This is a genomic window from Ignavibacteriota bacterium, from assembly GCA_016212665.1.
Lineage (GTDB): Bacteria > Bacteroidota > Ignavibacteria > UBA10030 > SZUA-254 > FW602-bin19.
This window is the reverse complement of the sequence record JACREZ010000028.1, coordinates 80,545-106,372: the sequence shown is the minus strand read 5'-3', so window position 1 is coordinate 106,372 and position 25,828 is coordinate 80,545. Positions and strand designations below refer to the sequence as shown.

Sequence of the window (25,828 nt, the reverse complement as noted above, 5' to 3'; positions counted from 1 at the left end):
TGGAACGACAAACGCGAATACGGAAACTGAATGCATTCCAACTGATCGAAGAAACAATTGAGTATATGAAATCGAAAAACCATGCTAAGATACTGAACGCCGCTTAATGAAAAGTTTACACAACATTTGGTTATGATTCACTTTCTTCCGTTTTATTCGTTTTCTATATAGCATTTTACACCAAATCAATCAGTATTTTAATTTTTTTCATGCGAATTGTCTCTCTATACTTTCTCTTGCTCTCAGCGCTTTCACTCGTCTTCGCGGATGAATCAAAAATGTTATCATTGAAAAAAACGACTGAGCGAATTTCCATTGATGGCGTCATTGAACCTGCCTGGGCAACAGCCGATTCTATCTCCGACTTCATTCAGCAACAACCGTTTCATGGTCAGCCCGGAACAAAGCGAACGGTGGCAAAAGTCCTCACGACTGACGAAGCATTGTATTGCATGATATACTGTGAAGACGATGTTACCAACATCCAGCAGAACACAGGAAAACAGGATGACTTCGGCGGCGATGTCGTTTCGATTATGTTCGATACGTTCGGAGACAAACGAACGGCGTACAAGTTTGCCGTCAGCGCATCCGGCATCCGCGCAGATTGCCGTTTACTTGATGACGCTCGCAACCGCGATTATAGTTGGGATGGCGTTTGGTTTGCCGATGCGAAAGTGAACGGCAACGGCTACATTATCGAAATGGAAATTCCGTATCGAACAATTCAGTACGATGAAAAACTGACCGAGTGGGGATTGGATTTCGACCGGTGGATTCCATCATCGAAAGAAGATTTATACTGGTGCAACTACGAGGAGAACGAAGGACAACGAATATCAAAATTCGGAAAGTTGAAGTTTGAAGATTTTACTCCGTCGGTTCATGGATTGAATTTGGAAGTTTATCCGGTCGGCATCGCAAAGGCAACACATCTTCGGGGAACTGATTACAAAGTGGAACCGGATGCAGGAATTGATATTTTCTATAATCCTTCTCAATCGCTCACGTTCCAATTGACAGGCAATCCTGATTTTGCGCAAATCGAAGCCGACCCGTTCAGTTTCAACATCTCCCGTTATGAATCTTACTTCAGCGAACGACGTCCGTTCTTTACACAAGGGAACGAAGTCTTCATGCCATCGGGTCGTGAACGGAATTCCGGTTTCTATCGTCCGCTTGAGTTATTTTATTCGCGTCGTATCGGCAAAAAACTTCCCGACGGTTCGGAAGTTCCGCTTCAGGTCGGAACAAAAGCATTCGGCAGATTTGAAGATTGGGAATACGGCGGCTTCCTTGCAAAGACCGGTGAGCAGGATTATATGCTCGACACTTTCTCGCTGACAGAACCACAAGCAATTTTTACTTCTGCAAGAATCAAGAAACAAGTTTTGGATAATTCATCGGTCGGAATGTTGTTCGTCGGCAAGCATACTTCAACAGATGACTACGGAGTGCTTGATATTGACGGAGCGATTCGTTCATCTGAGTGGCAGTTGGCGTATCAGTTTGCTCGCTCGTTCAAAGGTTCCGACGGAGACTTTGCCGCATCCGCCGGATTCACATGGTTCAAAGATGATTGGATGACACTCGTGCGCGGACGACACATCGGAAAAAATTTCGACATTAGTCAGGTCGGTTTCGTTCCGTGGATTGGAACCTCAAATCTCGTCGGCATTACGGGACCACGCTGGTATTCCGATGAAGGAGAAATCCGGACGATTCTTTTGTACGGCGGCTTCGCTCTTTATGATGAGCGAGTAGATAATTTCATGGATTATGCAGGGGTGCTTGGCTACAATATGCAGTTTCGTTCCAACTGGGGATTTGAAATCAATCTCGATGCGGGCAAATCAAAAGATTACAACATTGAATACGATTCGTACTCGGCAAGTTTTTCCAGTTGGTATAACATTTCTCCAACGTGGAATGCAAGTTTGTACGGTGGATATCAGAAGACATACAACTTCAACCGGAATTATCTTGCATCATATTCTTGGGGCGGAGTTTGGTTTGAATGGAAACCGGTCAATGTTCTTGAAATCGGAACTTCACTTGATATGTTCAGAGAAGGAAATCCCGACGGAGAACTCGAAGACCTGACGCTCAACTCACGACCGTTTATCTCCTTCACTCCGGTCAATGATTTGAATCTCCGATTTTATCTCGACAATGTATATGTGAACTCCACCGAACATGTCGAGCAGTTTATCGGCGGACTTCTCTTCTCGTATCAATTCCTCCCGAAGAGTTGGATATATTTTGCTCTGAATGAAGTCGCTGATCGAAGTTCGGAACGTGATGTTCTTGGAAATATTCTCCCCCAGCGTATGCACATAACCGATAGAGTCGGCGTGTTGAAGGTGAAGTATTTGTATTATCTCTAATCATCTTTGCGCCTCCTTCGCGTTCTCTGCGGTTAAAGAAACATTTCTCAACCGCAGAGAACGCTGAGAAGACGCGAAGGGCGCGAAGGGTATCTTGTGTTTTTCAAATAAAGTATTTTAGCGTAGAATAACCTTCCCCGAATCATTCGCCTTCACCCAATACCCTATACCTGGAACGATACTATCGCTAACAGCATAACCAGTTACAGTCGAGTAGCCATAGAAATTACTCGAAATTAAATTAGGAGGAATTGTTTCAAGACTATCCACAAAAACCGATTGAGAGATTGAGCCGATAATATTCCATCCCTTCCTCACAGCAAATGTATCAACAAGGACTTTCTTCCCGATAGCGAAAACAGAATGTGAGGAATCTGACTTCAACCAATAACCGTTTCCCACGTGTAACGATTCGGCAACACGGTATTTGCCATCATACTGAAATGCCTCAGAGGAAGTTGTTGAAAATACTCGTTTCTTCGTTTGAACAAATGTTTGAAGAGGAAGCGAAACCAAGTTCCATCCCTCTTCAAATGAAACGCTTTGAAAAATAATAGAATCAGAAAACGGATGCATCCACACACCATCGTTCGTTCCTGCAAGAAGCAACCCGTTATTGACGGAAAGAGAAAAGACAGATAAATCAGAAGGAAAGTCATCAGCAAAGGATGTCCACAGTTCCCCCTGATTTGTTGATTGAAAGACTCCTCCATGTTCCATTCCGGATAAGAGTGTTGTTCCGTTTTGAATTAAGGCATTTACTTTTATTGTTTCGGGAAGTCCAACACTTTTCCGCTCGAACATCGAATCAATGAGAGAGTATTTGTACACTCCGGAATCTAACGTCCCAATAAAAATGCTTTCATCAATACCTTTCATGACCGTAACAAAGTCAATCCTTCCATCAAATATAGGAGTATATGAACGACGATGCCAACTTGAGCCTTCATCAACTGAGTTAGTAATATAATTGAAGTATGACGTGAATAATTCTGAGTTAATGACAGTTAAACCAACCGAGCAATTCATCGGCAACGCGTCCCAAGTTTCACCTTCGTCTTGTGAACGATAAACATCTTGACCAATTAAACAATTATTGACCAATTGGTTTATAAAAAAAATTGAGTTTGAGGTCTGGACAAGACTACTTACACTTCCATTACGGAGTGTCGTTGATCGCCATTCTTCGCCGTGGTTTGTCGTTATATAGATTGGTGAAACATTATACCACATCAATCCCGCTATCATTCTATTTCCTCGTTCTAACAGCGCTGACACGTTGAATAGACCGATTATTCCCTTACTACTTGCATTCCACAATCCCCCGTGATTAAACGAACGAAATATTCCGTTCACCGTCCCCGCCAAATACACGCTGTCATTTGTCAGGAGTGCATTAACAATTTTCCCTTCCGTCCCCGGACATTGAAACCACTGTGCCAATCCATAGGAAGGAATCATCAACCATAAAACAAGAGCAAGAAGAAACGGCATCCCTCTGTTCTTCGTTCTCATTTGTTTATGATTCGCACATCTCATATCTCACAACTCACATGAGTCCCGACTTCTTCAACTCCCCGCTAATCATTTCCGCCGCTTGTTGTTTTGAAATCTGAAGTCGTGAGCCGGAGGCTGAGATTGCCTGTTCGAGTGTTCCTTGTTTTTGCGTAAGCCACCGGTACACATGATAGCCCAACCGGTTTCTGTCATTCGGTTCGACGGTGGGAATTGCACTGACGCTTGCATACGCTTTCGCTTCGATGCTCTCCGGTGAAAATTGTTGAACTGCTGATGCTGGTTTCGTTGCCATAATCTCGTTTCTTGTTTTTCGTTTGTAGTTTGTAAGACAACAAAAATATAACCAATCATCTGATGAAAATAAAACACTCCCGAAACACGTGTAACGAGTAACCGATAACGTGTAACTTCCACCGAACGGAGAACGAATTTTGCATTGCCTACGTTAGAGTGCTATATTCAATCACCAAAAAATGAGACTTTACCGATACATCCTCCGCGCTCACGCCGGTCCGTTTCTCTTCTCTTTCTTCACACTGATGTTCATCTTTCTTCTCCAATTCATCATGAAGTTTGTTGACCAACTCGTCGGGAAAGGATTGAGCGCAATCGTGATTGCCGAACTCATAATTCTCAATCTTGCATGGATGGTCGTGCTTGCCGTTCCGATGTCGGTGCTGGTGGCGACGCTTATGGGCTTCGGCGGACTTTCTTCCCGCAACGAAATCACCGCAATGAAAGCAAGCGGCATGAGTTTGTATCGGATGATGGCTCCGGTCATTTTCATGAGCATCCTTCTCGCGCTTCTTCTGTTTGAATTTTACAACGACATTCTTCCTGAAGCAAATCACCGATTGAAGACTCTCATCTTCGATATCAGAAGAAAGAAGCCGACCTTCACGCTCGTGCAGGGAATGTTCTCACAGGAACTTCCGGGCTACAGCATTCTCGTCCGGAAAACATTTGAAGGAACGAACGACCTCGAAGGCGTCACAATTTATGATTACACTCAGCCCGAACGAAACGCCGTCATCACGGCAGAACAAGGAAAAGTTTCATTCACGCCCGATTTCAGGAACCTCATTATGGATCTGGACGAAGGAGAAATTCACGAACTCACAACGACCGAATCAGACAAGTATCAACGCATCCGTTTCAAACAACATCGCATCGTGATGGATGTCGAGGGCTTTGATTTCGAGCGTTCAAGTCTGGGAACGTTCAGCCGCGGCGAGCGTGAATTGAAAGCGAACGAACTCAGTCGCTTGGTTGATAGTCTCAAACAAGAAAATATCACTGCAACCCAAGCAGGCGTTTCGGAAATTGAACGGGATTTTACAGCGCCTCGTTCGTACGCGCGGCAAATTCCTCAAGGAGCGTTCCTTACACCAAAACCGAATCCGCATGTTACCGCGACTGTGCGGGCAAGAACGACACTCAACTCCATCGCCGCGCAACTTGCGCTCATCAATTCCAACAACGACCGTATCAACGAAAACTTAGTTGAGTTGTATAAGAAGTATGCGATTCCTGTTGCGTGCATTGTGTTCGTGTTCATCGGCGCGCCGCTCGGCGTACTTGCGCGGCGAGGCACGTTTGGCATGGCGGCAACGCTCAGTCTCGGATTTTTTCTTGTCTATTGGGCATGTTTGATTGGCGGAGAAAAACTCGCTGACCGGAGTTTACTCTCCCCGTTAGTCGGAATGTGGATGGCGAACATCATCATGGGAACGCTGGGATTGTATCTCACTTTCCGCATCGGAAAAGAAACGCCGCAACTCCGCTTCGACCGCTTGAAGCGATTCATCCCGAAATCTCTCCGCTCGCCGGAAGAACAACCGACGGAGTAACATGCGCCAATTAGACAGATACATTCTCCGACAGTTTATCGTTACGGCAATCTTTGCTGTCGTGGCATTCGTCGTCGTCTTTCTCTCGGTTGATATGATGGAAAACCTCGATGACTTTATTGACCATAACGCGACGCTTGGAATTATCCTGACGTATTATCTCTACTTCATGCCGGAAATTATCAAACTGACAATTCCTGTCGGCATGTTGATGTCGGCGTTGTTCACAACGGGACGGCTTTCTACGTTCAATGAACTGACGGCAATGAAATCGAGCGGTATCAGTTTGTACCGGATGATGGTTCCTTTGCTTGTGTTCTCGCTTTTCGTTAGTGCGGCATCAATTTATTTTAACGGCTGGATTGTTCCTCAGGCGAACAAGAAAAAGTTTGCCATCGGGCGGACGTATTTCAAAAAAGGAATCGAGTATATTTCAAAAAATAATATTTTCATTCAGGATAATCCGACGCGCATCATCTCGCTCGGTCAGTATGATGACCTTTCGGATGTCGCAACAACAGTTTCGCTTCAGGAGTTTGATGCCGTTGACCCGACAATCATCACGGCACGATACGATGCACGGGAAATGCGCTGGCAACCTGATACAAAAACGTGGACTCTCGGCAACGGAACGATGCGCATATTCACAAACGGAAAAGAATCCATCAGCAAATTCACTTCGATGGCATTGACGCTGAACTTCACTCCCGACGATATCAGAAAAAAGCAAGAGCATCCCGACGAAATGGATTATACATCGTTACATCGTTTCATTGAAAATCAGAAACGCGCCGGGCAGGATGCGGCACGATGGGAAGTGGATTACTACGGGAAAATAGCGTTCCCGTTTGCTAGTTTTATTGTGGTGTTGTTTGGTGTACCGTTCTCATCCGTCAAACGGCGGGGCGGGCTTGGCGTGGAGTTCGGGATTGCTGTTGCAATTTGTTTCTTCTATATGATTTTTTTGAAAGTGAGTCAGGCGTTCGGCTACAACGGAGACCTCCATCCGGTTCTGACTGCGTGGCTGGCAAATGGAATTTTTCTTGTCTTGGGAATTTATAATTTGCTACGTGTACAGAAGTAGGGTTAAAGAATTGAATCATTGACGATTGCCTACGGCTCGTAGAGAGTCATTGACGATTTTTAATAATCAATGAATCATTGATTCAATCGTAAATCGTCAATAAAAACTATATCTTCACTCAGAAGGTCTTAACTTTTTCTATTTGGCTTACTACCAAATTATACCGCTCGCTATTTGGAGGTAGAATTGTTAAATACCGTTCAAGAATACCAATCATTTTTTCTTTTTCTGCTGTAATCCCATAAATAATGGTGAGATTTAGGTAGGCTGATTCCAAATTTTTATTTACTGCTATTGCCCTCATCAAATCTTTTTCCGATTCGTTCAGTTGACCCAGTCCTAACAAAATCTCTCCTCTTGCCGCAAGGAGTTCACCATCTTCAGGATTTCGTTGAAGATAAAAATTCATGTGTTTTAATGCTTCTTCTTTTTTTTCCTGACGTAGCAAGATGAGTACTAATTGTCTCCTTGCTTCAAGATGTTCGCCGTCATACTTCACTGCCAATCGAAACATTTGCTCACTTTTTCCAAGAAAGCCTTTGAGTGAAAATATCGTTCCAATTTTTCCTGCAAAGTTTACCAGATTTTGCTTATTCTCAACTTGTTCTAATCTGTTTACTATCCTCTCATCGAGAGTATGTTGATTCGAGTCCGGAGTTGGTTGAAAAAACCAAAATGTCGGACCGTTCCTTTTTTCATTAGGTGAAATCTCATGAAGCAATTTGCAAGTTGTCCTTAAAGAATCATAAAAATTGATGAACGTTTTATACTGTTGTGTATCTAAAACGTACCTGTCATAATCAAAACTACTTCCAATGATGTAATCAAAATTTCTGTACAAGTCGAGATGATAAAATGGTTCAACCGACTGCGGAAGGACCGGATGAAAAGGAATCGGAACGATAAAATAATTCCTTTCCTTCAGTTCCATTCCCAACGGCAGAGTGGCAATCGTTTTCCCCGGTGGCATGTTCTTTTTCATCCACTCTTTCGCGAGCGTTCTTGTGTCCGGCAATAAATATGTATTCTGATATTTCAACACCCCGATAGCAGGAGGAACAACACACACAAATCCAAGAATCGGAATAACAATAAACCTCAGAAACACCGGGGATATTTTGTTTACATATTTTTCTCTCAGCAACCTTCCCGCTGCAACGATACCTGCCGAACCAAAAAGCACGATAAACGGAAGTACGGGAAGCGCATATCGTTCCGCTCTCATCTCCCATGAAACCAATACGCCTAAATATATTACAGGAAATAAAACCAGGATGATTGATTCTTTCTTTCTCTTATAAACGACATAACCGAAAAAGAAACCTGCGGCTATTGCTATTGGAATCCCTACACTCGAAGGAATAGTATCGAAGAAATAATAACTGCTTGTATTTTGGCTGGGGTCAATTCCTAAATGTCCTGTTGCGACATGGTATTGTTCAAACGAAAAACTGTAATAGAACTCATCGAAGTGAGTCAGGATAAAAGGATTGATTACTATAAACACAATTCCAGATAAAGCAATCGCAATCAGAAAGTTAAGACTTACTATAGACTGTTTGGTATTTCGAGAAATTGATTGCATCAAATGTGCAGTCAAGAGTACAATAAGGAGAATCGCTCCATTATATTTTGATGCTGTTGCTAATCCGATAGCAACGCCAGAAAGTATGTACCATTTCTTTTTAGGTTGATTGTATAATTTCAATATGAAATATAGGGACAGAACTGAAAAGAAGGTTAAAGCGGAGTCAACACTGATAACATGGGATTGCTTGAGATGAATTGGATTAAGAGACAACAATAGGGCAACTAAGAAAGCTACAAATTTATCAAAATATTTTCGAGCAATGATGTAAAGAACAATTATGGTGCTTACATCAAAAAAAACTGAAACAAGCCGTCCGAGAACAATGAACGTACTTGGGTCATTTACGTATGCCTGATGATATGCTTGTACATTAGGATACAAACCCAAGACTGAACCAATGAGGTAGTGAAAAGTCTGTACAAGAAATTGTACATAAAATGTTAAGGCAGGATAATTAAAAAAGTGAGGATTGAAATCGAAACCTTGTCCATCCCAGTTCCAAAATTTCCATGCTATGTGAAACGGATATGCCTCCTCATATATCTCCGGTAAACTCCAATTGATATTCCATAATCGAATGGAAAATGCAAAGACAAGAATACTGAGTAAGAAAAGCCATTCTTTTCTGTTATCTCTTGAACCTATCATTATTCCTCTTTGCTATCTAACAAAATGAATCAATGACTCAATCGTAAATCGTCAATCAATTCAATCGTCAATCAAAAAGTATAATTCAACTTTAATTCTTTTATCGGAACCATCCCGAACGGCGTCGGCTGCATTTTCAGATTCACACGCGCTTCGAGTGCGTTGTTGTATCGCGCGGCTGTCCACGCGGCATCAAGCGCGCTGAGAACGTGATTGATGACGGCAACGCTGACCATCGTAGATGCTACATCGTAGTAATCATTCGCCTGTGCGCGCATCCGTGAATAGATTTTGAAACGGGAATCATTTGCCGGGGTAAAGTCGGACGGTTTGACTTCAATTTTCTTATCGCCCGTTGTCGGGTCTGCATCATCCCATCCGGCATAAAACTGCACGTACTTTCCAATCAACTCATAGTATTGTTGCTGACCATAATACGGAAGTGTGTGTGTGAATCCGTTAGTTGTTCCATCTGCAACCTGTCGTTCAACCGCTTGTAACTCTTCCCAATTAATACTACCAAACGGTGGTGTATGACGATTCGGGTCGTTCGGGTCATAACTGCTTGTATATACACTCGGGTCCCATGAAGCGCCTGAGTTCAGCATGGCAATATGACTTTCAATCCATTCCGCGTAACGCACCGCGCTCCAATGCTCGTTCGCATACGCCTCAAACAACACTGTCTGGTCGTCTCCTTTTTTGTCGTAGAGATAGGCGGTCACAAGCGTTCCGACTTCTATACCGAAGAAGATTGCACCTTTGAGATAATTCCCCGCGTACACTTCGCCCGCCCCGGGCACAAGAAGCGACATCGCTCCTGCAAGCCACGGCGATGTTGTATTTGTGGATGTCATCGCTTCATCCGATTGAAATGACGACGGAGTTGACAACTGAAACGTGTTCAACTCTCTCGTACTGAAAAAATCTACTTGCGGATTTCCGGTGAGATGAAGTTCTTTCGGTTCACCTGCAACAGCGAGATGAGCAAAAAGAAGAATACTGAAGAGCATTTGTGTGAATTTCATAGTGTCTTTCTATTGAACATTATTCTATAAAATTGTTAAACATTATGTGATACGGCTTTACGAATAAATTTAAACCACGAAGGACATAAAGAGTTTTTCACAAAGTTCACCAAGAAACAAATCAACTCTGTGTCCCTTTGTGAAATACGTTGAGGTCTTTGTGGTACATCAATCAAACTCAAACCCGAACAACACACCGAAATGGAATTGCCATTCTTTTCCGTACGTGACAGTTGTTTGTGCATTTCGAATTTCCCGGTCAAACTCGTCCAAGCCGTATGTTGCATTGAAGAAAACACGAGTCGGGAAAGCGTAGTACGAAAACGCTTCGAGTCGTAACTCAATGCCGACATCTTTCTTGAACTTCAATCCGCCCGGACTTCCTTCTTTCCACACATTTCCGACATCACTATACACGGCGGCGTAGAGTTTATCAAAGTATATGTGAAGCAGACGGAAATCAATTTTTTCAGAAATCGGGAAACGGTACGTGAGATTGCCGATGACAAATTCATTGCCGCCGAGCGAATAGAACGGATAGCCTTTCATCCCCGCAAGTCCGCCGATGTAAAAATCAAAAAAATTATCCACCGGAGGACCGAAAATAGTTCCGCCGCGCACATGCGTTGAAAGCGTGTGTCTCCAGCCGGGCAGAGCAATGTATTCTTTCCAACTTGCTTCAAGTTTATGGAACGATGGTCGGTCATATTTCGGAAGAAGGTAGCCGTCCTGAATTTCGTACTCACCTTCTGAATTGAACTTGTTGAACTCGTAATCGTAACGGAGCCGCACTTTCCTTCCGACAGGACGAATCTCCATCGTGCGCGACGGGGCGATTCCGTTGTACTCAAACTTTGCCGAGAGGTCATTGCCGATAAAATACAAATCACTGCTTGACTGTACTAAGTACGGAGCGTTGTTGCTGAGGTGAATGAGAAACTGACCGATGTTGGCAGTGTAACGGCTGTGAGCGAACCGTAATTCGAAATCGAGCGCTTCCGTAAACAATTTTTGCTTGAATGCAACATCGAACTCAATCAGGTTGTAAGAAATTTCCACCGGAAGCGTGTCGAGCGAGAGCCGTAGATAGGAATCGGTTTTGCGGGTAATGTTGTAAAACTCCAGCGACATTGCCGGTTCCAAACCAAGTTCATACAAACCCGGAAGTTTCCCGCGAAAATCAAAATTAAAAAATAAATCCCGCTCGAACTTGCTGTTCGCCGCCGCTCCGGCAAAAAAACCGTAACGCTCCAGCACATCGTATGAATACATGTAGAGTCCTGGCTTCAATATTTCCAATCCCGTGTTTTTCGGATTGTAGTTGTCCACTCTCAGGAACGGAATGAAGGATAAACTTGATGCGATGTTTTTGTATTCCGTCGAAGTATCAGCCGGAACTTTTGAATCATCATAGGAGCGAAGCGATTTCCAATCGAATATCGCGCTTACTTTGTTATGCTCTTCTGAAGCAAGTTTCACCGGCTGTTCATCCTGTTTGATGTAGTGACCGGCATTTTCCATCGGCGTTGACAACTGCGCCATCATGATTTTGTACCCGGTTGAAGTGTAGTTTGCAAAGGCAATTTTTCCATCACTGTTGAGCGAAGGCATGAACGCGCCGCCTAAGACATTTGTACGTTGTACTTTGTTCTTTGTGCTTAGGTTATATTCATAAAGATTGAAAATCCCTGTTTCATCCGAACTACATACAATCTTTCCGTCTTGTGTAAAGATTGCATTTCGTTCATCGGCAGATGTTTGCAGAACGAATGTTACTTCACCGCCGGTTGCAGGAATTGTCGCGATATCACGCCCGTCTTTGATGGAATAATCGAAGATAATTGTTTTCCCGTCGGGCGACCACTTGGGATGATAGACTTGTTCGCCGTTTGAATAGTTGGTGAGTTTTTGATAATTCTTTCCGTCTGCATCGGACGTTGCGAGATTCAACGTTCCATCCGAACCGACAACGAACGCGAGTTTTGTTCCGTCATTCGAGACGGAAACTGACGCGGCACGCCATCCGTGCGAGATACGTGTTTCTTCTTCCGTTTCAAGTTCATACACATACACATCGGAAAGATTCGACCAGTGCGGATTATCCCGTGTAATTTTGGTGTAGTAAATTTTCTTTCCGTCGGGAGACCAGGCAACCTGCGAGCGAACTCCTGCTTGCAGTCGTTTTTCTTCCTTCGTCGTCAAATCATACACATACAAACCGGAGAGACCGAAGTAATCTGCTTTCTTGTTCGAAACGTATGCAAGCTTCTTTCCGTTGGGAGAAAATGCGGGATAGAAATTTCCGAATCCTTCGAACGCAATCGTATCGAGCGGTGTCAAGGTTGCTTTGATGTTCTTCGTTCGTTCGTTGTAATCGCGTTGGAGATACTCGCGCCATTCGTTGTACACATCTTCCCCGTCCTTGCCAACCGCCCGTTTGATAGCGCCGCCGATTGTGAGTTCCGTCAGCAAAGAAAGATTACGTGAGATTTCAACAATCTTTTCCTGACCAAATCGTTCCGCAATGTACCGGACAAACGCAAAGCCCGCGTTGTATGATGATTCATTTCCCAAACTTGTCTTACCGAACACTGCCATCTCATTCCATGAAAGCATGTTTCCGTCGAGCGCGTACATGCGGAGAATCATATCACGGTGAGAGTCCCAGTAATCGTACGAAAGTTCATGACGGTTGTACTGAGCGACTCCTTCAGCGAACCAACTCGGAACCACAACGCCGGAAATCGGATACGAGACAACGACATTCGGAAACCCGTACAGCACATCCGTCCGCCGTTCCGATTCATAACCGAGCCATTGGAAATAAATTCCCGGTACGCGCCGACCGAATTTCATCGAGGTCTGAATCTGAATGATGTGAGTAAACTCGTGCGTGATAACGTTACGAAGCCAGTTGTGTGTTCCGCGCAAATCGAAATCGAGCGCGGGCGCCCAAATTTCTATTTTGTTGTCGAAGAAATATGCCGCACCATTTGAGTAATCATCATAATCTTTGATAATGAAACTGATTTTCTGGTCGGGCTTGTGGTTGTAGAGTGTCGTGACAGGTTCAAAAATCTCCTCGGCAATTTTTGAAACGACACGCGCTGTCCGCTCCGCTCCGTCGTGGTAGTGAACATAGAAATGTTCCGTCTCGATAGATTTCCACTCAAGTTCGGGATGATAAAATTCTTCCTGTGCATAGAGTGAGGTGTTGAACATCAACAACAAAAAACAGAGTACAAAGTACAAAGAACTAATTTTCATTCGATAGTAAACGTTCGCTTGGTGATAAAATCTTTTTGAACGACGATGGAATACGAACCCTGCTTCGTTCCCTTCTGCAGGAACAGTTCGACATTTTCTTTCACGCGGAATGTTCCTTCGTAACGGCGGCTGTTATCAAAAATATCAAATTGCTCGCCGACAGGAAGCGACTCGTGTTCGAGAATAAACTCGCCTTTGTAGTTTGATGTTGCCGTGATCTTTCCATCAATAAGGACGGGAATGGTACGGACAAAACTTGTATCATAAAGGTATTTGATAAAATATTTTCCGCTTGGAAATGTATCACCGATAGCATCGAAGAAATATCTCGGCAATGGTCCGCTCGAAGGAAAACCGGAGAACAACGTTCTCACAAATCGTTCCTTTGCATCATACACATTGATTTGCAGTCGCTTTGTTGTGTCGGTGACATAATAATTTGCCGTGTCCACCGGGAACGTACTCGTTCGTACATAGGTATAAAATACTTTCACCGACACGTTATCAAGCGCCACGCCATTCGTGCTTGTCACTTTGCCGTTGATTTGATACCCCAGTATCGGAACAGGCGCGTTGAAGGAATGATATTCCCGGCAAGAGAGCAACACAACGCATAATATTCCAAGCCAGACAATTCGCACACGCTCACTTCACAACGGCGATTTTGATGATTGCCATACCACTCTGCGATGCACCTTTTGCTTCGATGCGTGCAAAATAAATTCCGCTTTCGATGTTGGAGACATCCCACTCGATTTCGTTATCGAGTCCGCCTGTGCCTTGAGCGTTCAGCGTCGTTACCAAATCACCCGCTAAATCAAGAATCTTAATTTCGACCGAGGCATCTTCGCTGAGGAAATACCGGATGTGTGTTTTGAAATTATGTTCTGCACCGACCGGGTTGGGCCAATTGTACGCAAGCGATGTCGGAAGAAACTCGTTGCTTCGAGGATTAGGAACGCTTGCATCTTCGACTAAGCCGGTGTTTTGCGCGTCGTGCATGTATTGGGACCATGGATTATACCATCGAATTGATGGTTGAAAAAATTCCGGTAAAAAACCCAAATGCCATGTATAAACATACCCATCAACTCCAGCTACAGCTATTCCAATCCTTCCAGTATATCCGTCAAATGTTGGAAATACTGCGGGTGTTGAGCCGCCGTTCCTTCCTGCTTGAAGCGGAAGTCCTTTTGCTATCTCACCATTTTTATCATAGGCAACAACAAGCCCTTCTTGTGTTACTGCAACAATATCAACATCTATGTCTCCATCTATATCTGCAATGATTGGAGATGTGAGAATAGTTTTATCGGTTGAAACGATAATCGGGAAATTATCTAAGACCGCGCCTGCGGCATTGATTGCCCAAATCTTATTTCCGCTGAAGACAATAATGTCGCGTTGACCGTCTTTATCAATGTCAGCAAGGGCGGGAACATTTTTAATTTCTCCGTTCGTTGCAAAAGGAAATCCCGGCAGTACGTTCAAGTTTTCATCGGTAAGATAGACTTCTCCATTCGTCGAACCGAAGACGAGACATTCTCCTTTCACCGTTGAAATTGTTCCGGTTACAACAGGGAGTTTGTTGATGTTTGAAAAATTCTTTCGTCGAAAAATTCCATTCGACCGTACAAGAACAATATCTCCGTTCGATAGCGTCACGGCAAACCTATCCGGTTGTGCAAAGAGACTCATTCCCACAATATGTTCGCTTGTGTCTGCTGTGAGCGATACTTCGATGTGTGTTCCGTCAGATTTGTTGAACGATATAAGTCCATCCGACAATCCGAACGCAATGAACGAATCCGATGCAACAGGAGAAGTTACGGTCGAATTATAATCCAGTACAAATTCCTTCGTTTTATCAGATGTGCCATCGGAGTTTGTATCCTTCAACGACCAATACGAAACCAAGCTACCATGGGATGAAAGATGACACGCATTTTCACTTTGAACTATTTCAGGTTGTCCATCACCGCCGACATCTTTCAATACACCCGTTCCAAAAAATCCTTGTTGACAATTTGAATTTGATTGTGCTATTATTCCTGTTTGATTTCCGGTTGGGAAAAGCGGTGTATTTTGAGAAACATTCCAACTAAAAATAGAACTGTCTGTTGAAAGAACAATAATGGAACTACCACCGGCTATCTCCTGAGCATGAATAGAACTGTTTTTCAAATCTCCACCAATGTACTTAGGAAAACCATCCAATGGTTTCACATCATCCCCCACTTGAATCTTCACCGTCATCTGCGGTTTGCGAGCGGAGAAGTCTTTGAGATAGACGTGGCTGTTCGCTCCTGCGTAACTGTTGCTGTTCGGGAATGTCGTCGGAGTAAAAAAGTTTTTTCTGTTACGGACGGGGGCGGTGTTTCCTGAATACCAGAAATCGAGAGCGGTGCCGTCTTCACTGCCGGCGCCGGGTTCGAGAAACTCGTACGATTGCCCGATGTCCTGAGAGCCGTCCGCTTCTTCGAGGTCAACGCCGCGGTGGTCGGGATTGGCGTTCACTGAATTCGTCTGCAGGTTTGCTTCAATCACATGTTCATCAATATGCCAGATGAGCGCGCCGCCGTTGAACCACTCGTTCGTTTTCGTGTTGACTCCGCCGGGTAAACTCCAATCAAATTCGTCCACGTTAATAATTGTCCCGTAGAGCGAATCAATATCATACGCGTTAAAGTTTGTTGTATCGCGGTACCATGTTTTTGAATAGATGTTGCCGCCGAGTGAGTACGTAATTGTCACTCCATTGCTGTCTGCATCCCGGTTTCTATTTTCCAGCAGAAAATATTCTTTAGCGCTGATGAGAACTTTGTAAATTGTATCTTCCTGTCCGCTCTTGCTGACGGCGGGAAGCGAGTACAGCGAATCGCCGGAAGAAACCGTGATTGGATTCGCCCAACCGAGAAATGTTTTTTCCCACGCCGATGGTTCGGGAGGAAACACTCCGAACCAACTGAAAATTGATTGTCCGTCCATCAACCCGAAACGACCGATGCCCGTGCGCCCGGTTTTGGTATCAAACAAATCGGGCAAGCCGAGATGACTGCCAATGCTCGCTACCAGCAATCCGTTGATTCCGAGTTGCAGTAAATACGAGCCGAGAATGGTGGAAACTTTTCTGCTTTCCGTTTCCGGAAGAATCATCGTGTTCTTGATGAAGTACGAACTATCCGCAACGGGAACGCCCTGATACGTTGAACCGAATATTGTTTGAAGCGTCGGCAGGTTGAGATAAATCGAAGGAATATCGAACGGCGACGGGTCTAACTCTTTGATGTCCGATGCAACGTCGCGTCCTGCCCCGGCGTGGAAGATGATGAACGCGTCATAGTTGCCGTACTGAATTCCCGGAGTCACCGAATCAACAACTCTCCACGCGTCGTTCATAAACAATCCGAGTTTTGTGTTATCGTTACTGCTTCTTGGAGGACTGTAGTACGGCATCTGATTCGGAACGCGGTACACGCTGTCCAACACATCTCCGACAACGATAAACTTTCCATCCGATGCTTTGCGGAAATAATTTTGCGCGAACGTGAGATGATGTTCGAAATATTGTTTGTTGTGCGGCGCCGGGTCAATGACACGCGGGAGCGTGTCGGACAAATCGAAACGACCGTTGCCATTCGTTCTGCCGTCGTTATCTTCCTGAAACTCGACCATTGCACACAACACTCGAAGTGTTTCGGGAAAAGTACGCGTTGCTATAAATTGCTGTCGCGCGTTCGGACTGAATGAAGAACTACTGAGTTGATGGTCAAACACCACACGCGGCTTCTGCTGTGAATAACCCATGAGAGAAATTCCCAGAAGCATGGTGACAATGAAAAGATATTGACGGTTCACAATGAGCAGGCGATAATTTTTGAAAGGAGAATTAAATTTTCTGAGGTTATTCAAAAAGTACTATCGGTATCGTTCTGAGCGAAAGCGGAGAATCTCCCTTCGACTTCAGAGATTCTTCAGAGGCTGTCCAAAAAGTCCTAACAATGGTAGGACAGACATTCCTGTCTGTCGAAATCAATTGATATTCAAGGACATGACAGGCAAGAATGCCTGTCCTACTTATTTTTTGGACAACCACATTCAGAATGACATACCTGAATAGTTTTTTTTTGAATAACCTCAGATTCAATCAACGGAAAACCTTATTCCGGTTCTCCGACTAACAACGTAAAACGAAGAGTTTCTCCCAATGGATGGTTTTCTTCAACAGCCGAGAGATAACTGAAATCAAACCCGAAAATGCTGTACCGGATACCGGCGCCGAACGTCATAAACTTCCGGTTTCCGTTCTCAGGGTGTTCGTAGAAATATCCCCAACGAAGTGCAATGAGACGCGGGCTACCGTACCAGTATTCAAAACCGCCGCCGATGGTGAAATTCTTCCAAACATTATCCTGTTCCCACGTTGAGATGAGTGACTTCGGAAGGTCATCTACATGCGGGTCTATCACAGTTGAGTCCGTAATCGTTCCTAATGAATCGTACATATATGTTTTGATTTCCGGGTAACGGCGAATCAACAAGCGACTGAAATCTGCGGCAACAGTAAGATTGTTGTATTGACTTTTCAGGATTTGAAAACCAAGACTGACGCGAAGATTCGTCGGAAGCGGGTCTGCTTGCGCCGCATCAATGTACGTTACTTTCGGTCCGATGTTGGAAATGTTCAACCCGAACCTGAACCGGTCTTCAATATCTCCAATGAATGGAAGTACCAACGAGGTCGGTCGCCACATTGTTGCAATATCGAAACTGAATGTATTGGCAACACCTTCACGCCCCTGTCCCTGCACATCGAATGGCGCGAGTGAACTTCGGATGTACCGTAGATTCAAACCAACGCCTAAATCTTCAAATACCTGCGTCGCATACCCTGCTGTAACAGCAAACTCGTACGCTTTCCATGTATCGAGCGGAGTCGGGTCGTTTTCCGTTCGGACAAATTCTCCTAAGTTCAAATAGGTAATACTGCCGCCAAGCGTTCCGCCGATTTCGGGCATATACATTTTCCCCGCGAGATATTCATAAAACAAATCGGATTGGTTGAATTGCGGTAACCAATTGGAGTGCGTAAGACTTGCTTCACGCCCGCGTTGAAATGCCAGACCCGCCGGATTCCAACTAATGGCTGAAGCGTCATCGGCAAGCGCGCCGCCCGATTCTCCCATACCATCAGCACGCGCATCAGGCGCGATAAGTAAAAACGGAACCGCAGAGCCGCCGGCTTGCGCCCACACAGAATTCGGCACAAGCAACGCCAGCGCCATTAATCCAAGAAATCCATAGAGACCGAATCTTCGATTCATGGAGAACATCATATATCTTCCTTTGTAAATATGCTTAAAACGAGATGAATTAAAACTATTTGAAGCTTCACCCGTGTAAATGTATTGTCTTTTGTTTTGATATACAACTTTCATTTTCACAGGTTAGCGTAACACACTCAGCTTACCATACGCCTCGCCCGTCAACCGACGGTCGGAGGTTGTAACAATGACTTTATACAAATAAATTCCGTTAGCAATTTCATCCCCATCACGGTCTCGCCCGTCCCATGTCATGTTTATTATTTGATTGTTGACATTGTTTTGTTCGAGTGATTGAATAAGACGACCGGCAACGGTATAAATTTTTACTTCCGCATCAACACTTTCATATTGGTTATGTTCGATGCTGAAAATGGTAGATGAAGAAAACGGATTCGGATAGTTGAACACACTTGTCAATCTTAATCCTACAGAGTTGACAACGTCGAACACGGTTTCCGATGTCGAAGCGTTGTTGTAGGTATCCCATGCACGAAGACGAATCTTGTGCGTTCCGGGAGTCAGCGCGCCGAGCGAATATTCAACCGCTCCTTCCTGATACGTATTGAGATTACTTTTGTAGAACGCTGTCAGGTCTGCGCTTTGCGGATTCTCATCGAGCCACGATTCAATTCGATGACCGATTCCCGCGCCCGAAGTATTGATGCCGTGTTCATCTTCAAGGTCGGCGATAAGAAGCGGTGTTGCACTCACAACATCACCGCTCCGGAATGTTCTTCTATCAAGAAAGAGACGAATTGCCGGACCTTCCGTATCATTGCCTGCTGTGGTATCGGTTCCACCGATGCGAACGTTGGTCGTAAATCCCGCGCCGTCAGTTGTTCCATCCGAAAAATACACCGTCACACGACCTTGTTCATTTGTATAGGAAATATCTTTCGGGACAATAAATTGTGTCGTAAGTTTTCCGCTGTCAATTTTTGCTTCGCCGCGAAAGATGACGTTGCCATCGGTTTTGTAATCAAGCGGCTCGAATCCCTCTTGAACAATTCTCACCGTTCTTTCAGCATCGAACACAACAACCTGAGCTGTTCCATCATAAATGTTTATTATCGATTTCGTCGTGTCTCGGACAGTAGCGCGTAGAGACGAGTTACTCAAAGCCTGAAGTTGTGCTGTTTGCGAAGATGGAACTCCATTGATGCTATCAATTGATGCAAGCAATCGTGGAATTGCAATTCTAACTGCCGGATCTCCAAGCAAAACATATTTTCTGTCGTTAACACCCGTTTGATTTTGGCGGGTATGAAAAATAATGTCACCGAATCGTCGGGGGATGGTTTGTCCGGAAGAATTCTTCTCGAACAGTTTATTATATAATGTAGTATTCAAGTCGAAATTTTCCGGGGCATACACTGGACGAGTAGCACTATAAGTAGCAATTGCGCCCGCATTCGGAAGTAATACCAACACTTCACCACTACTCTGTTCGTTTAATAAATCAATTGCTGAATAATTGCAGGTGGCGGCAATGAGGAAAAAGTACTTTCCTTTATTTGACAACAATGGAAAATCAGTTTCTCGTACAAACACTTGCTCGTGAGTCCAAAGCCGTGGATTACCATGTCCCGCAAAATTTACTATGAGTGTTCCTTGATTAATATAATTACGAATCGTTTCGTTGACTGCCGGTTTTCTTCTTCCGTTAGCGGTGAAAACAATCGGGTATTCATGCAAAAATATTTTTTTTGTTTGAAATAATTGAGGGACAATATCAGATATATCTCTGATATTCTCCGCATGTTGGAATCCCTCGCGGTCACCGTGTTCAGGTGTCCACCCATCATCAGCAACCAGAGTAAGTCGTAACTTCCACAAATCTTGAACTGGATGAGTTTCATATTCTATAATTTTATCAACGACAGCATTCGCTTCAGAAAGTGTTCGTGAAGGAATTCTTCCCACTCCCAATGCAACCCGGTTCGATGAATTGAAAATGACAAAATCATCATCCGTCGTATAGGAATTAATCGGGTCAAATTCTGTCCCGGTTTCCCACACTGGAATTTTATTTGCTCGCTGAGTCAGAATTCCGCGATAATCGAAATCGCCATCACCAAACAGAAGTAAATATTTTGGTTTCTTTATCCAGTTATTGTAACAGTATTTGATATAATTTCTTATCGCATACGGACTTGGTAATCCGCCGCCAAACTCGTTGTAAATTTTTTCGATGTCAACGATAAGCGTTTTCAGATACTCGCTCCCCGGACGTTCCCGGTGCGTTTTCAACCGCTCCGCCGCTGACATGAATTCTGAATTTGTTACAATAATTTCATCTGCTTCTGTTGTATCTCCATGCAGATTTTGATTGTTCACTCGTGTCAAGGGTCCTACCGATAAGAAGCTATTTTTCCCAACAGCGAAAATTTCCCGTGAACTTCCCGAAGTCAATTGAAGCGTAAACGAACATGTGTCCACAGTAAGATTTGGATTGGTGTTGATGAGAACGCTATCATATCGCGAGGCATCAAACAGGAAAACCTGATTCGTCGTAAATCCGGGAATCTTGTATTGGGTTACAGCGGAAACATCATGTGTATGAAAGGCTAAACTGTTCCCCTGTGCTTTGGGAAATTGTTGATAGAATATTTCATACGAGTCCAGAAAGCCGTAACCGTTTCTGTCATCCGATGTAAATGCAAAACGGATACGGCTTTGGTCATCGGAAAAATTCGGCATCACTGAGTCTGTTAAAACTGCCGGGTACGTTCCGACAAAATATGGTCCGTAGCGAGCAATGTTTGTCGGATAAATCAGTGGCGTGGTAAGAATAACATCCGAGTGTTCATAGATTGTGAAATTCGAATATCCTAGTGCCTGTGCACCGACACGAAACTTATACACAATCGGCTTTGAACCATCAAGCCCCGACAAGGGATGAATGTAAGTAATGGATTCACCAAAGTTAAATTGCTGTCCGAGCCATTCAAGTCCCGAATTTGTTACATTGATTTTTTCATCCTCGCGATACAACTTCGCGTTTATCGTTGCCGGTTGATATTCCACGGGTTGCGTACTAAAAGTTAGCGGCGACATTTGTTTCGATGGGGAGTCATCAACTCTCAACCAATACACATTCGATTCGGTGAAGTGATTGAGAAAATGTGAAAATGTCTTCGTTCCTTCATTATATTTCCAACCCCGAACACCCTTGCCGTAGAAGAGAACGTAATCATCCGCATCTAACGTATTGTTTGATGTCGCATCAAAAGTATAGATGGCAACTTCGTTCAAATCATCCATCACGTTTGCCGTAACAGATACAGGTAGTTCTTCACCGCCGTTGTTATACAGTTTGATGTTGATTGGATTCGTGCCGGCAGGAATTCCCGTTGCGAGCAATGTACTCCCCTGGAGTTTGTACATTCCGCTTTCGTTGATGGAAAATTTGAACCACATTCCAGATGCGAGAAGACTGTTTTGTAACGAACTTGTCCTTACCGACTTTACAACTCTCGGAACCGATTGTAATTCTTTTTGATTGATTGCAATTCCTTCTACAAGTTCATCGGGGTGCTGGCTTACCGCATCGCTCGCTCCGAAATTTACACGAACGACAAGTCGTGTTATTTTTTTTACCGTTCTTGTCGCCGGATTGTATTGAAACGGACTGAACAATAAATTCCCCAGAATCACCCCGCGCGTCTCCCCGACATTCTTCAACTCAACAACTTTCTCCGGGAGAAATGAATTTTGTGAATAGGCATCTTTCTTCATTTCAAACAACGGCGACATTCCAACATCCGATTGTTGAAACGTCGGAACAGGTTGAAGCAGGATGTTTTGCATTTCTTCATACTCAAGATTCATTACTTCTACCGAATTTCCGTCTGCACCCATTAACCGAATCGGTAACGCGCGCATAAATAATTCAGGAAAACCCAGGCTTTGTTCCGTAGCCGGATAACAATCAGCGCCACGAAATCGGTAGAACTCTTCTACTCCGAATTTTACTTTAAGAAATTCGGTTGAAGTTGGTTCGTACTCAAGAGTGATTCCGTTTGCATCAGATTTTATGATACGAAAATCCTTTTCGATTGCTTTCACATCAACGATTGAAAAACAAACCAAAAAAATAATTATTGATTTATATTGATAGAGAACGTTCAGACTAAGCATAAGTAAATAAAAAAGCCGATGTCAGAACCCTGACACCGGCTGTATCAACACCCGTTAGTAAAATATCGTCAAAGGTTCAGAAAAAAAAATATACCAGCATGAATGTCGGATAGATTTCGACTGTTGCTGTAAAAACCTTTAACAAATATTTCTATAGAAAACTTTCTGTTTATTCCTGATTAAATGTAGGTGAATATAGAGAAGATTTTTCTGATTGTCAAATGCTTTTTGAAAATTTCAAAATATTTTTTCTGACCGTAAAAATCATTTTCTGAAAATTTGCATAAAAGTTAGCTTGTTTTTCTGTTGAAAAAATTGTACCTTGTAGACGAACTTCTGGATTTTATTCCATTTTTGAAGAAAAAAGGGCATGTCCAAACCATTAGACATTCTTTTCGTCGCGAGCGAAGTAGAACCATTTGCAAAAACAGGCAGCATCGCTGAAGTAGCTGCCGCACTCCCCAAGTTAGTGAAATCTATGGGGCATGAAATTCGAGTCATGCTTCCGGGATATGGCTTTATCAATGAACGCCGTAATCACCTGCACCGTTTACTCCGTATGAAAGACATTCCGATTCCTATGGGAAGCGGAAGCGAACTTGCATACGTCAAATCATCATATCTCGCCACAGATAATAAAAAGGTGCAGGTGTACTTTGTCAGCAACGATAAGTTTTTTAACCGAGTCGGATTGTATAGCCATCCCGAAACGAAACAATACTTTCCCGACAACGATGAACGATTCATTTTCTTCTGCCGCGGAATTCTTGAAACGTTGAAACGCCTCGGTTGGCAACCGAAAATTATTCATTGCAACGATTGGCAGTGCGGACTCATTCCGGTCTATTTGAAAACATTGTACAAAAATGACCCGTACTTCAAGAATGTGAAAACAATTTTCACAGCGTATAATCTCGCCTATCACGGTTCATTTCCAAGCACCTCAGTGGAAAAGACAGGATTGCCTTCTTCGATTTTTACTACAAACGGTTCAAAGACGGGCAAACTTGATTTTCTGCGGGCAGGGTTGGAATATGCGGATGTTATAACCACGGTTGGCGCAAAAGCCGATAAGAAATTTTCGACGGAAGAAAGTTTGATGGATTTATTCAAGCAACAAAAGAAATCCATCATCTCACTTACTTCGCCGATGGCAAACGGCAGCAAACATGAACAACTTGCTGAGAAGTTTGTTTCGATTTATTCCGACCTCGCAAAAATGCCGAAGTAAATGCACGTCGGCATTTTCTTCGACCGTGACGGTACTATCAATGAAGAGGGCAATTATCTTTCCTCGCCCGAACAACTGAAACTCATCCCGCGAGCAACAAAAGCGATTCTTGAGGCCAACACGACAGGCAGTAAAGTGTTTATTATTTCAAATCAGGCGGGAGTAGCACGCGGGTTCATGAGTGAACTGCAAGTTCAACTCGTCAACAATTCACTTCTTCAATTATTACACAATGAACATTGTACGATTGACAAACTCTATTATTGTCCGCATCATCCTGACTATGGTGAACCGCCATATCGTGCAAACTGTGAATGTCGAAAACCGAAAACAGGAATGTTGCTTCAAGCCGCTCTGGAATTTCACATCGACCTTGCATCCTCCTTTGTTGTCGGTGATAAATTGATAGACATTCAAACAGCAATCAATGCAGGCGCAACAGGAATTCTTGTTAAAACCGGCTACGGATTGAAAGAAATGAACCTTCTTCAACAAAACAACGTTCACCCTGCGTACATAGCGGAAGATAGTTACGACGCAGTACAATTCATCAAACAACAACTCACAGCAAGAGCAAACAAACAAGTTTCATGAAACAACAATTTTCTTTTTTCCTTTTTCTGATTTTGATTTTTTCAATTTGGCTCGGATGTAGCGACGACCCGAATTCCGTCGGTATCGGTTTACTACCGCCACAGGATTCTGTCGGCATTCGAACTCTTACAACGATAGCCACTCTCGATACATCATATCTCTCACGCATCATGGGCGGCTCGACACGTCAACTCGTCGGCATGGATGAAGGTATCGAAGCGAGGGCAATCATCCAATTCTCCGGAATTCCTACCGACGCGCCCAACGCAATTATTGATACTGCCATTTTACGTTTTCCGATTACGTACCGGTTCAAAGATTCTGTCGGTGAGTTCGGACTTCACATCCGACGGATGATACGCTCATGGACCAAAGACTCACTGACATGGGACAGCACTAATGTTCCTACTCTCGTTAGTACGGTTGATGATACATCGTTCCTGAAAAATATTACCGTGCTTGATTCAACCATTGAAATGCGGGTTGATGCTGTCGTCCGAAAATGGTTCCACGATACATTGAAACTCAGTTCTCCTTATGGCATCGTTCTCATTCCGACTTCAACATCGAATATTATCATCGGTGCATCAACTGTGTATGTTAGTAGCACCGATTCACGACCGGAGTTATATATTTCGTATCGAAGCGACACCAATACCTCGCGTTCGACCTTAACGCTAAAACCATTTCAACAGGTCTTTGTTGCTAACGGCTCTATTCCTTTAACGACTGATTCTCTTTTTTATCTTCAGGCAGGAATTGCTTACCGCGGCAAACTACACTTCGACCTTTCCTTGATTCCGAAACAAGCGAGCATCACTGCCGCAACGTTACAACTCTCACTCGAAAAAAATCAATCACTGAGAAATTCTCAAACATCGAACAGTTTCATAGCGCATCTTGACCTTGACGGCGCATCGCCACCGAAACTCAGTTCACTGACTGCCACCGGAAGTTTTGCAAGTGACACAGCAACGATTATATCACTTGATGTAAAAACACTCGTTCAACAACTCGCATCAAAGAAAGTATCGAACAACGGTTTCGTCATTCGTGCAGGAAACGAGTTTATCTCTGCCGACCGATATGCTTTTTATTCGAACGTAGCGAGCGATTCTACGCTCCGACCGCAATTGAAAATCACCTACACAATTTTACCGTGA

General features: G+C 43.8%; 15 protein-coding genes. 6 read left to right on the top strand and 9 right to left on the bottom strand.

Annotation, left to right across the window (positions count from 1 at the left end; genetic code table 11):
- The first annotated feature begins 209 nt into the window (after nt 1–209).
- Complete coding sequence (locus tag HY960_10245) at nt 210–2,387, top strand: carbohydrate binding family 9 domain-containing protein (GenBank protein ID MBI5216119.1); 2,178 nt, start codon at nt 210–212, stop codon at nt 2,385–2,387.
- A gap of 117 nt (nt 2,388–2,504) precedes the next feature.
- On the opposite strand, the gene HY960_10240 is transcribed toward HY960_10245, so the two are convergent.
- Together HY960_10240 and HY960_10235 are read right to left on the bottom strand one after the other, a co-directional pair.
- Nucleotides 2,505–3,902, bottom strand: a complete 1,398-nt coding sequence (locus tag HY960_10240) for a hypothetical protein (protein ID MBI5216118.1) — start codon at nt 3,900–3,902, stop codon at nt 2,505–2,507.
- A gap of 34 nt (nt 3,903–3,936) precedes the next feature.
- Nucleotides 3,937–4,197 (bottom strand): hypothetical protein, encoded by a 261-nt coding sequence (locus HY960_10235; protein MBI5216117.1) that lies wholly within the window; start codon nt 4,195–4,197, stop codon nt 3,937–3,939.
- Between the two features lie 181 nt (nt 4,198–4,378).
- Between HY960_10235 and HY960_10230 the strand changes: the two genes are divergently transcribed.
- Nucleotides 4,379–5,755, top strand: coding sequence for an LptF/LptG family permease (locus tag HY960_10230; GenBank protein MBI5216116.1), 1,377 nt, complete (start codon nt 4,379–4,381; stop codon nt 5,753–5,755).
- Between the two features lies 1 nt (nt 5,756).
- Nucleotides 5,757–6,839: an LPS export ABC transporter permease LptG gene (lptG, locus tag HY960_10225; protein MBI5216115.1), complete on the top strand. Its 1,083-nt coding sequence runs from the start codon at nt 5,757–5,759 to the stop codon at nt 6,837–6,839.
- Nucleotides 6,840–6,957: 118 nt separating this feature from the next.
- Here lptG and HY960_10220 read toward each other — a convergent pair whose 3' ends face one another.
- From HY960_10220 to porU, 7 genes are all read right to left on the bottom strand, one after another.
- The gene (locus HY960_10220; GenBank protein ID MBI5216114.1) at nt 6,958–9,078 is read right to left on the bottom strand and encodes a glycosyltransferase family 39 protein; all 2,121 of its coding nucleotides are present in this window, start codon (nt 9,076–9,078) and stop codon (nt 6,958–6,960) included.
- A gap of 71 nt (nt 9,079–9,149) precedes the next feature.
- Nucleotides 9,150–10,106 (bottom strand): hypothetical protein, encoded by a 957-nt coding sequence (locus HY960_10215; GenBank protein MBI5216113.1) that lies wholly within the window; start codon nt 10,104–10,106, stop codon nt 9,150–9,152.
- Nucleotides 10,107–10,274: 168 nt separating this feature from the next.
- Nucleotides 10,275–13,328, bottom strand: coding sequence for a PD40 domain-containing protein (locus HY960_10210; GenBank protein ID MBI5216112.1), 3,054 nt, complete (start codon nt 13,326–13,328; stop codon nt 10,275–10,277).
- A 41-nt stretch (nt 13,329–13,369) separates the two neighbouring features.
- Nucleotides 13,370–14,014 (bottom strand): hypothetical protein, encoded by a 645-nt coding sequence (locus tag HY960_10205; protein ID MBI5216111.1) that lies wholly within the window; start codon nt 14,012–14,014, stop codon nt 13,370–13,372.
- A 4-nt stretch (nt 14,015–14,018) separates the two neighbouring features.
- Nucleotides 14,019–17,285 (bottom strand): T9SS type A sorting domain-containing protein, encoded by a 3,267-nt coding sequence (locus tag HY960_10200; GenBank protein MBI5216110.1) that lies wholly within the window; start codon nt 17,283–17,285, stop codon nt 14,019–14,021.
- A 248-nt stretch (nt 17,286–17,533) separates the two neighbouring features.
- The gene (gene porV / locus HY960_10195; GenBank protein ID MBI5216109.1) at nt 17,534–18,697 is read right to left on the bottom strand and encodes a type IX secretion system outer membrane channel protein PorV; all 1,164 of its coding nucleotides are present in this window, start codon (nt 18,695–18,697) and stop codon (nt 17,534–17,536) included.
- Nucleotides 18,698–18,820: 123 nt separating this feature from the next.
- Entirely contained in the window at nt 18,821–22,792 is a 3,972-nt protein-coding gene (gene porU, locus HY960_10190; GenBank protein MBI5216108.1) for a type IX secretion system sortase PorU, read from the bottom strand.
- Nucleotides 22,793–23,210: 418 nt separating this feature from the next.
- On the opposite strand from porU, the gene HY960_10185 reads away from it, so the two are divergent.
- From HY960_10185 to HY960_10175, 3 genes are read left to right on the top strand one after another with little or no spacing between them, the layout of a single operon-like run.
- The gene (locus HY960_10185) at nt 23,211–24,071 is read left to right on the top strand and encodes a glycogen/starch synthase (GenBank protein ID MBI5216107.1); all 861 of its coding nucleotides are present in this window, start codon (nt 23,211–23,213) and stop codon (nt 24,069–24,071) included.
- Nucleotides 24,072–24,665 (top strand): HAD family hydrolase, encoded by a 594-nt coding sequence (locus tag HY960_10180; GenBank protein MBI5216106.1) that lies wholly within the window; start codon nt 24,072–24,074, stop codon nt 24,663–24,665. It abuts the gene before it with no gap.
- A complete protein-coding gene (locus tag HY960_10175) occupies nt 24,662–25,828 on the top strand; it encodes a DNRLRE domain-containing protein (GenBank protein ID MBI5216105.1) in 1,167 nt (388 codons plus the stop codon). The genes HY960_10180 and HY960_10175 overlap by 4 nt, the downstream gene beginning before the upstream one ends.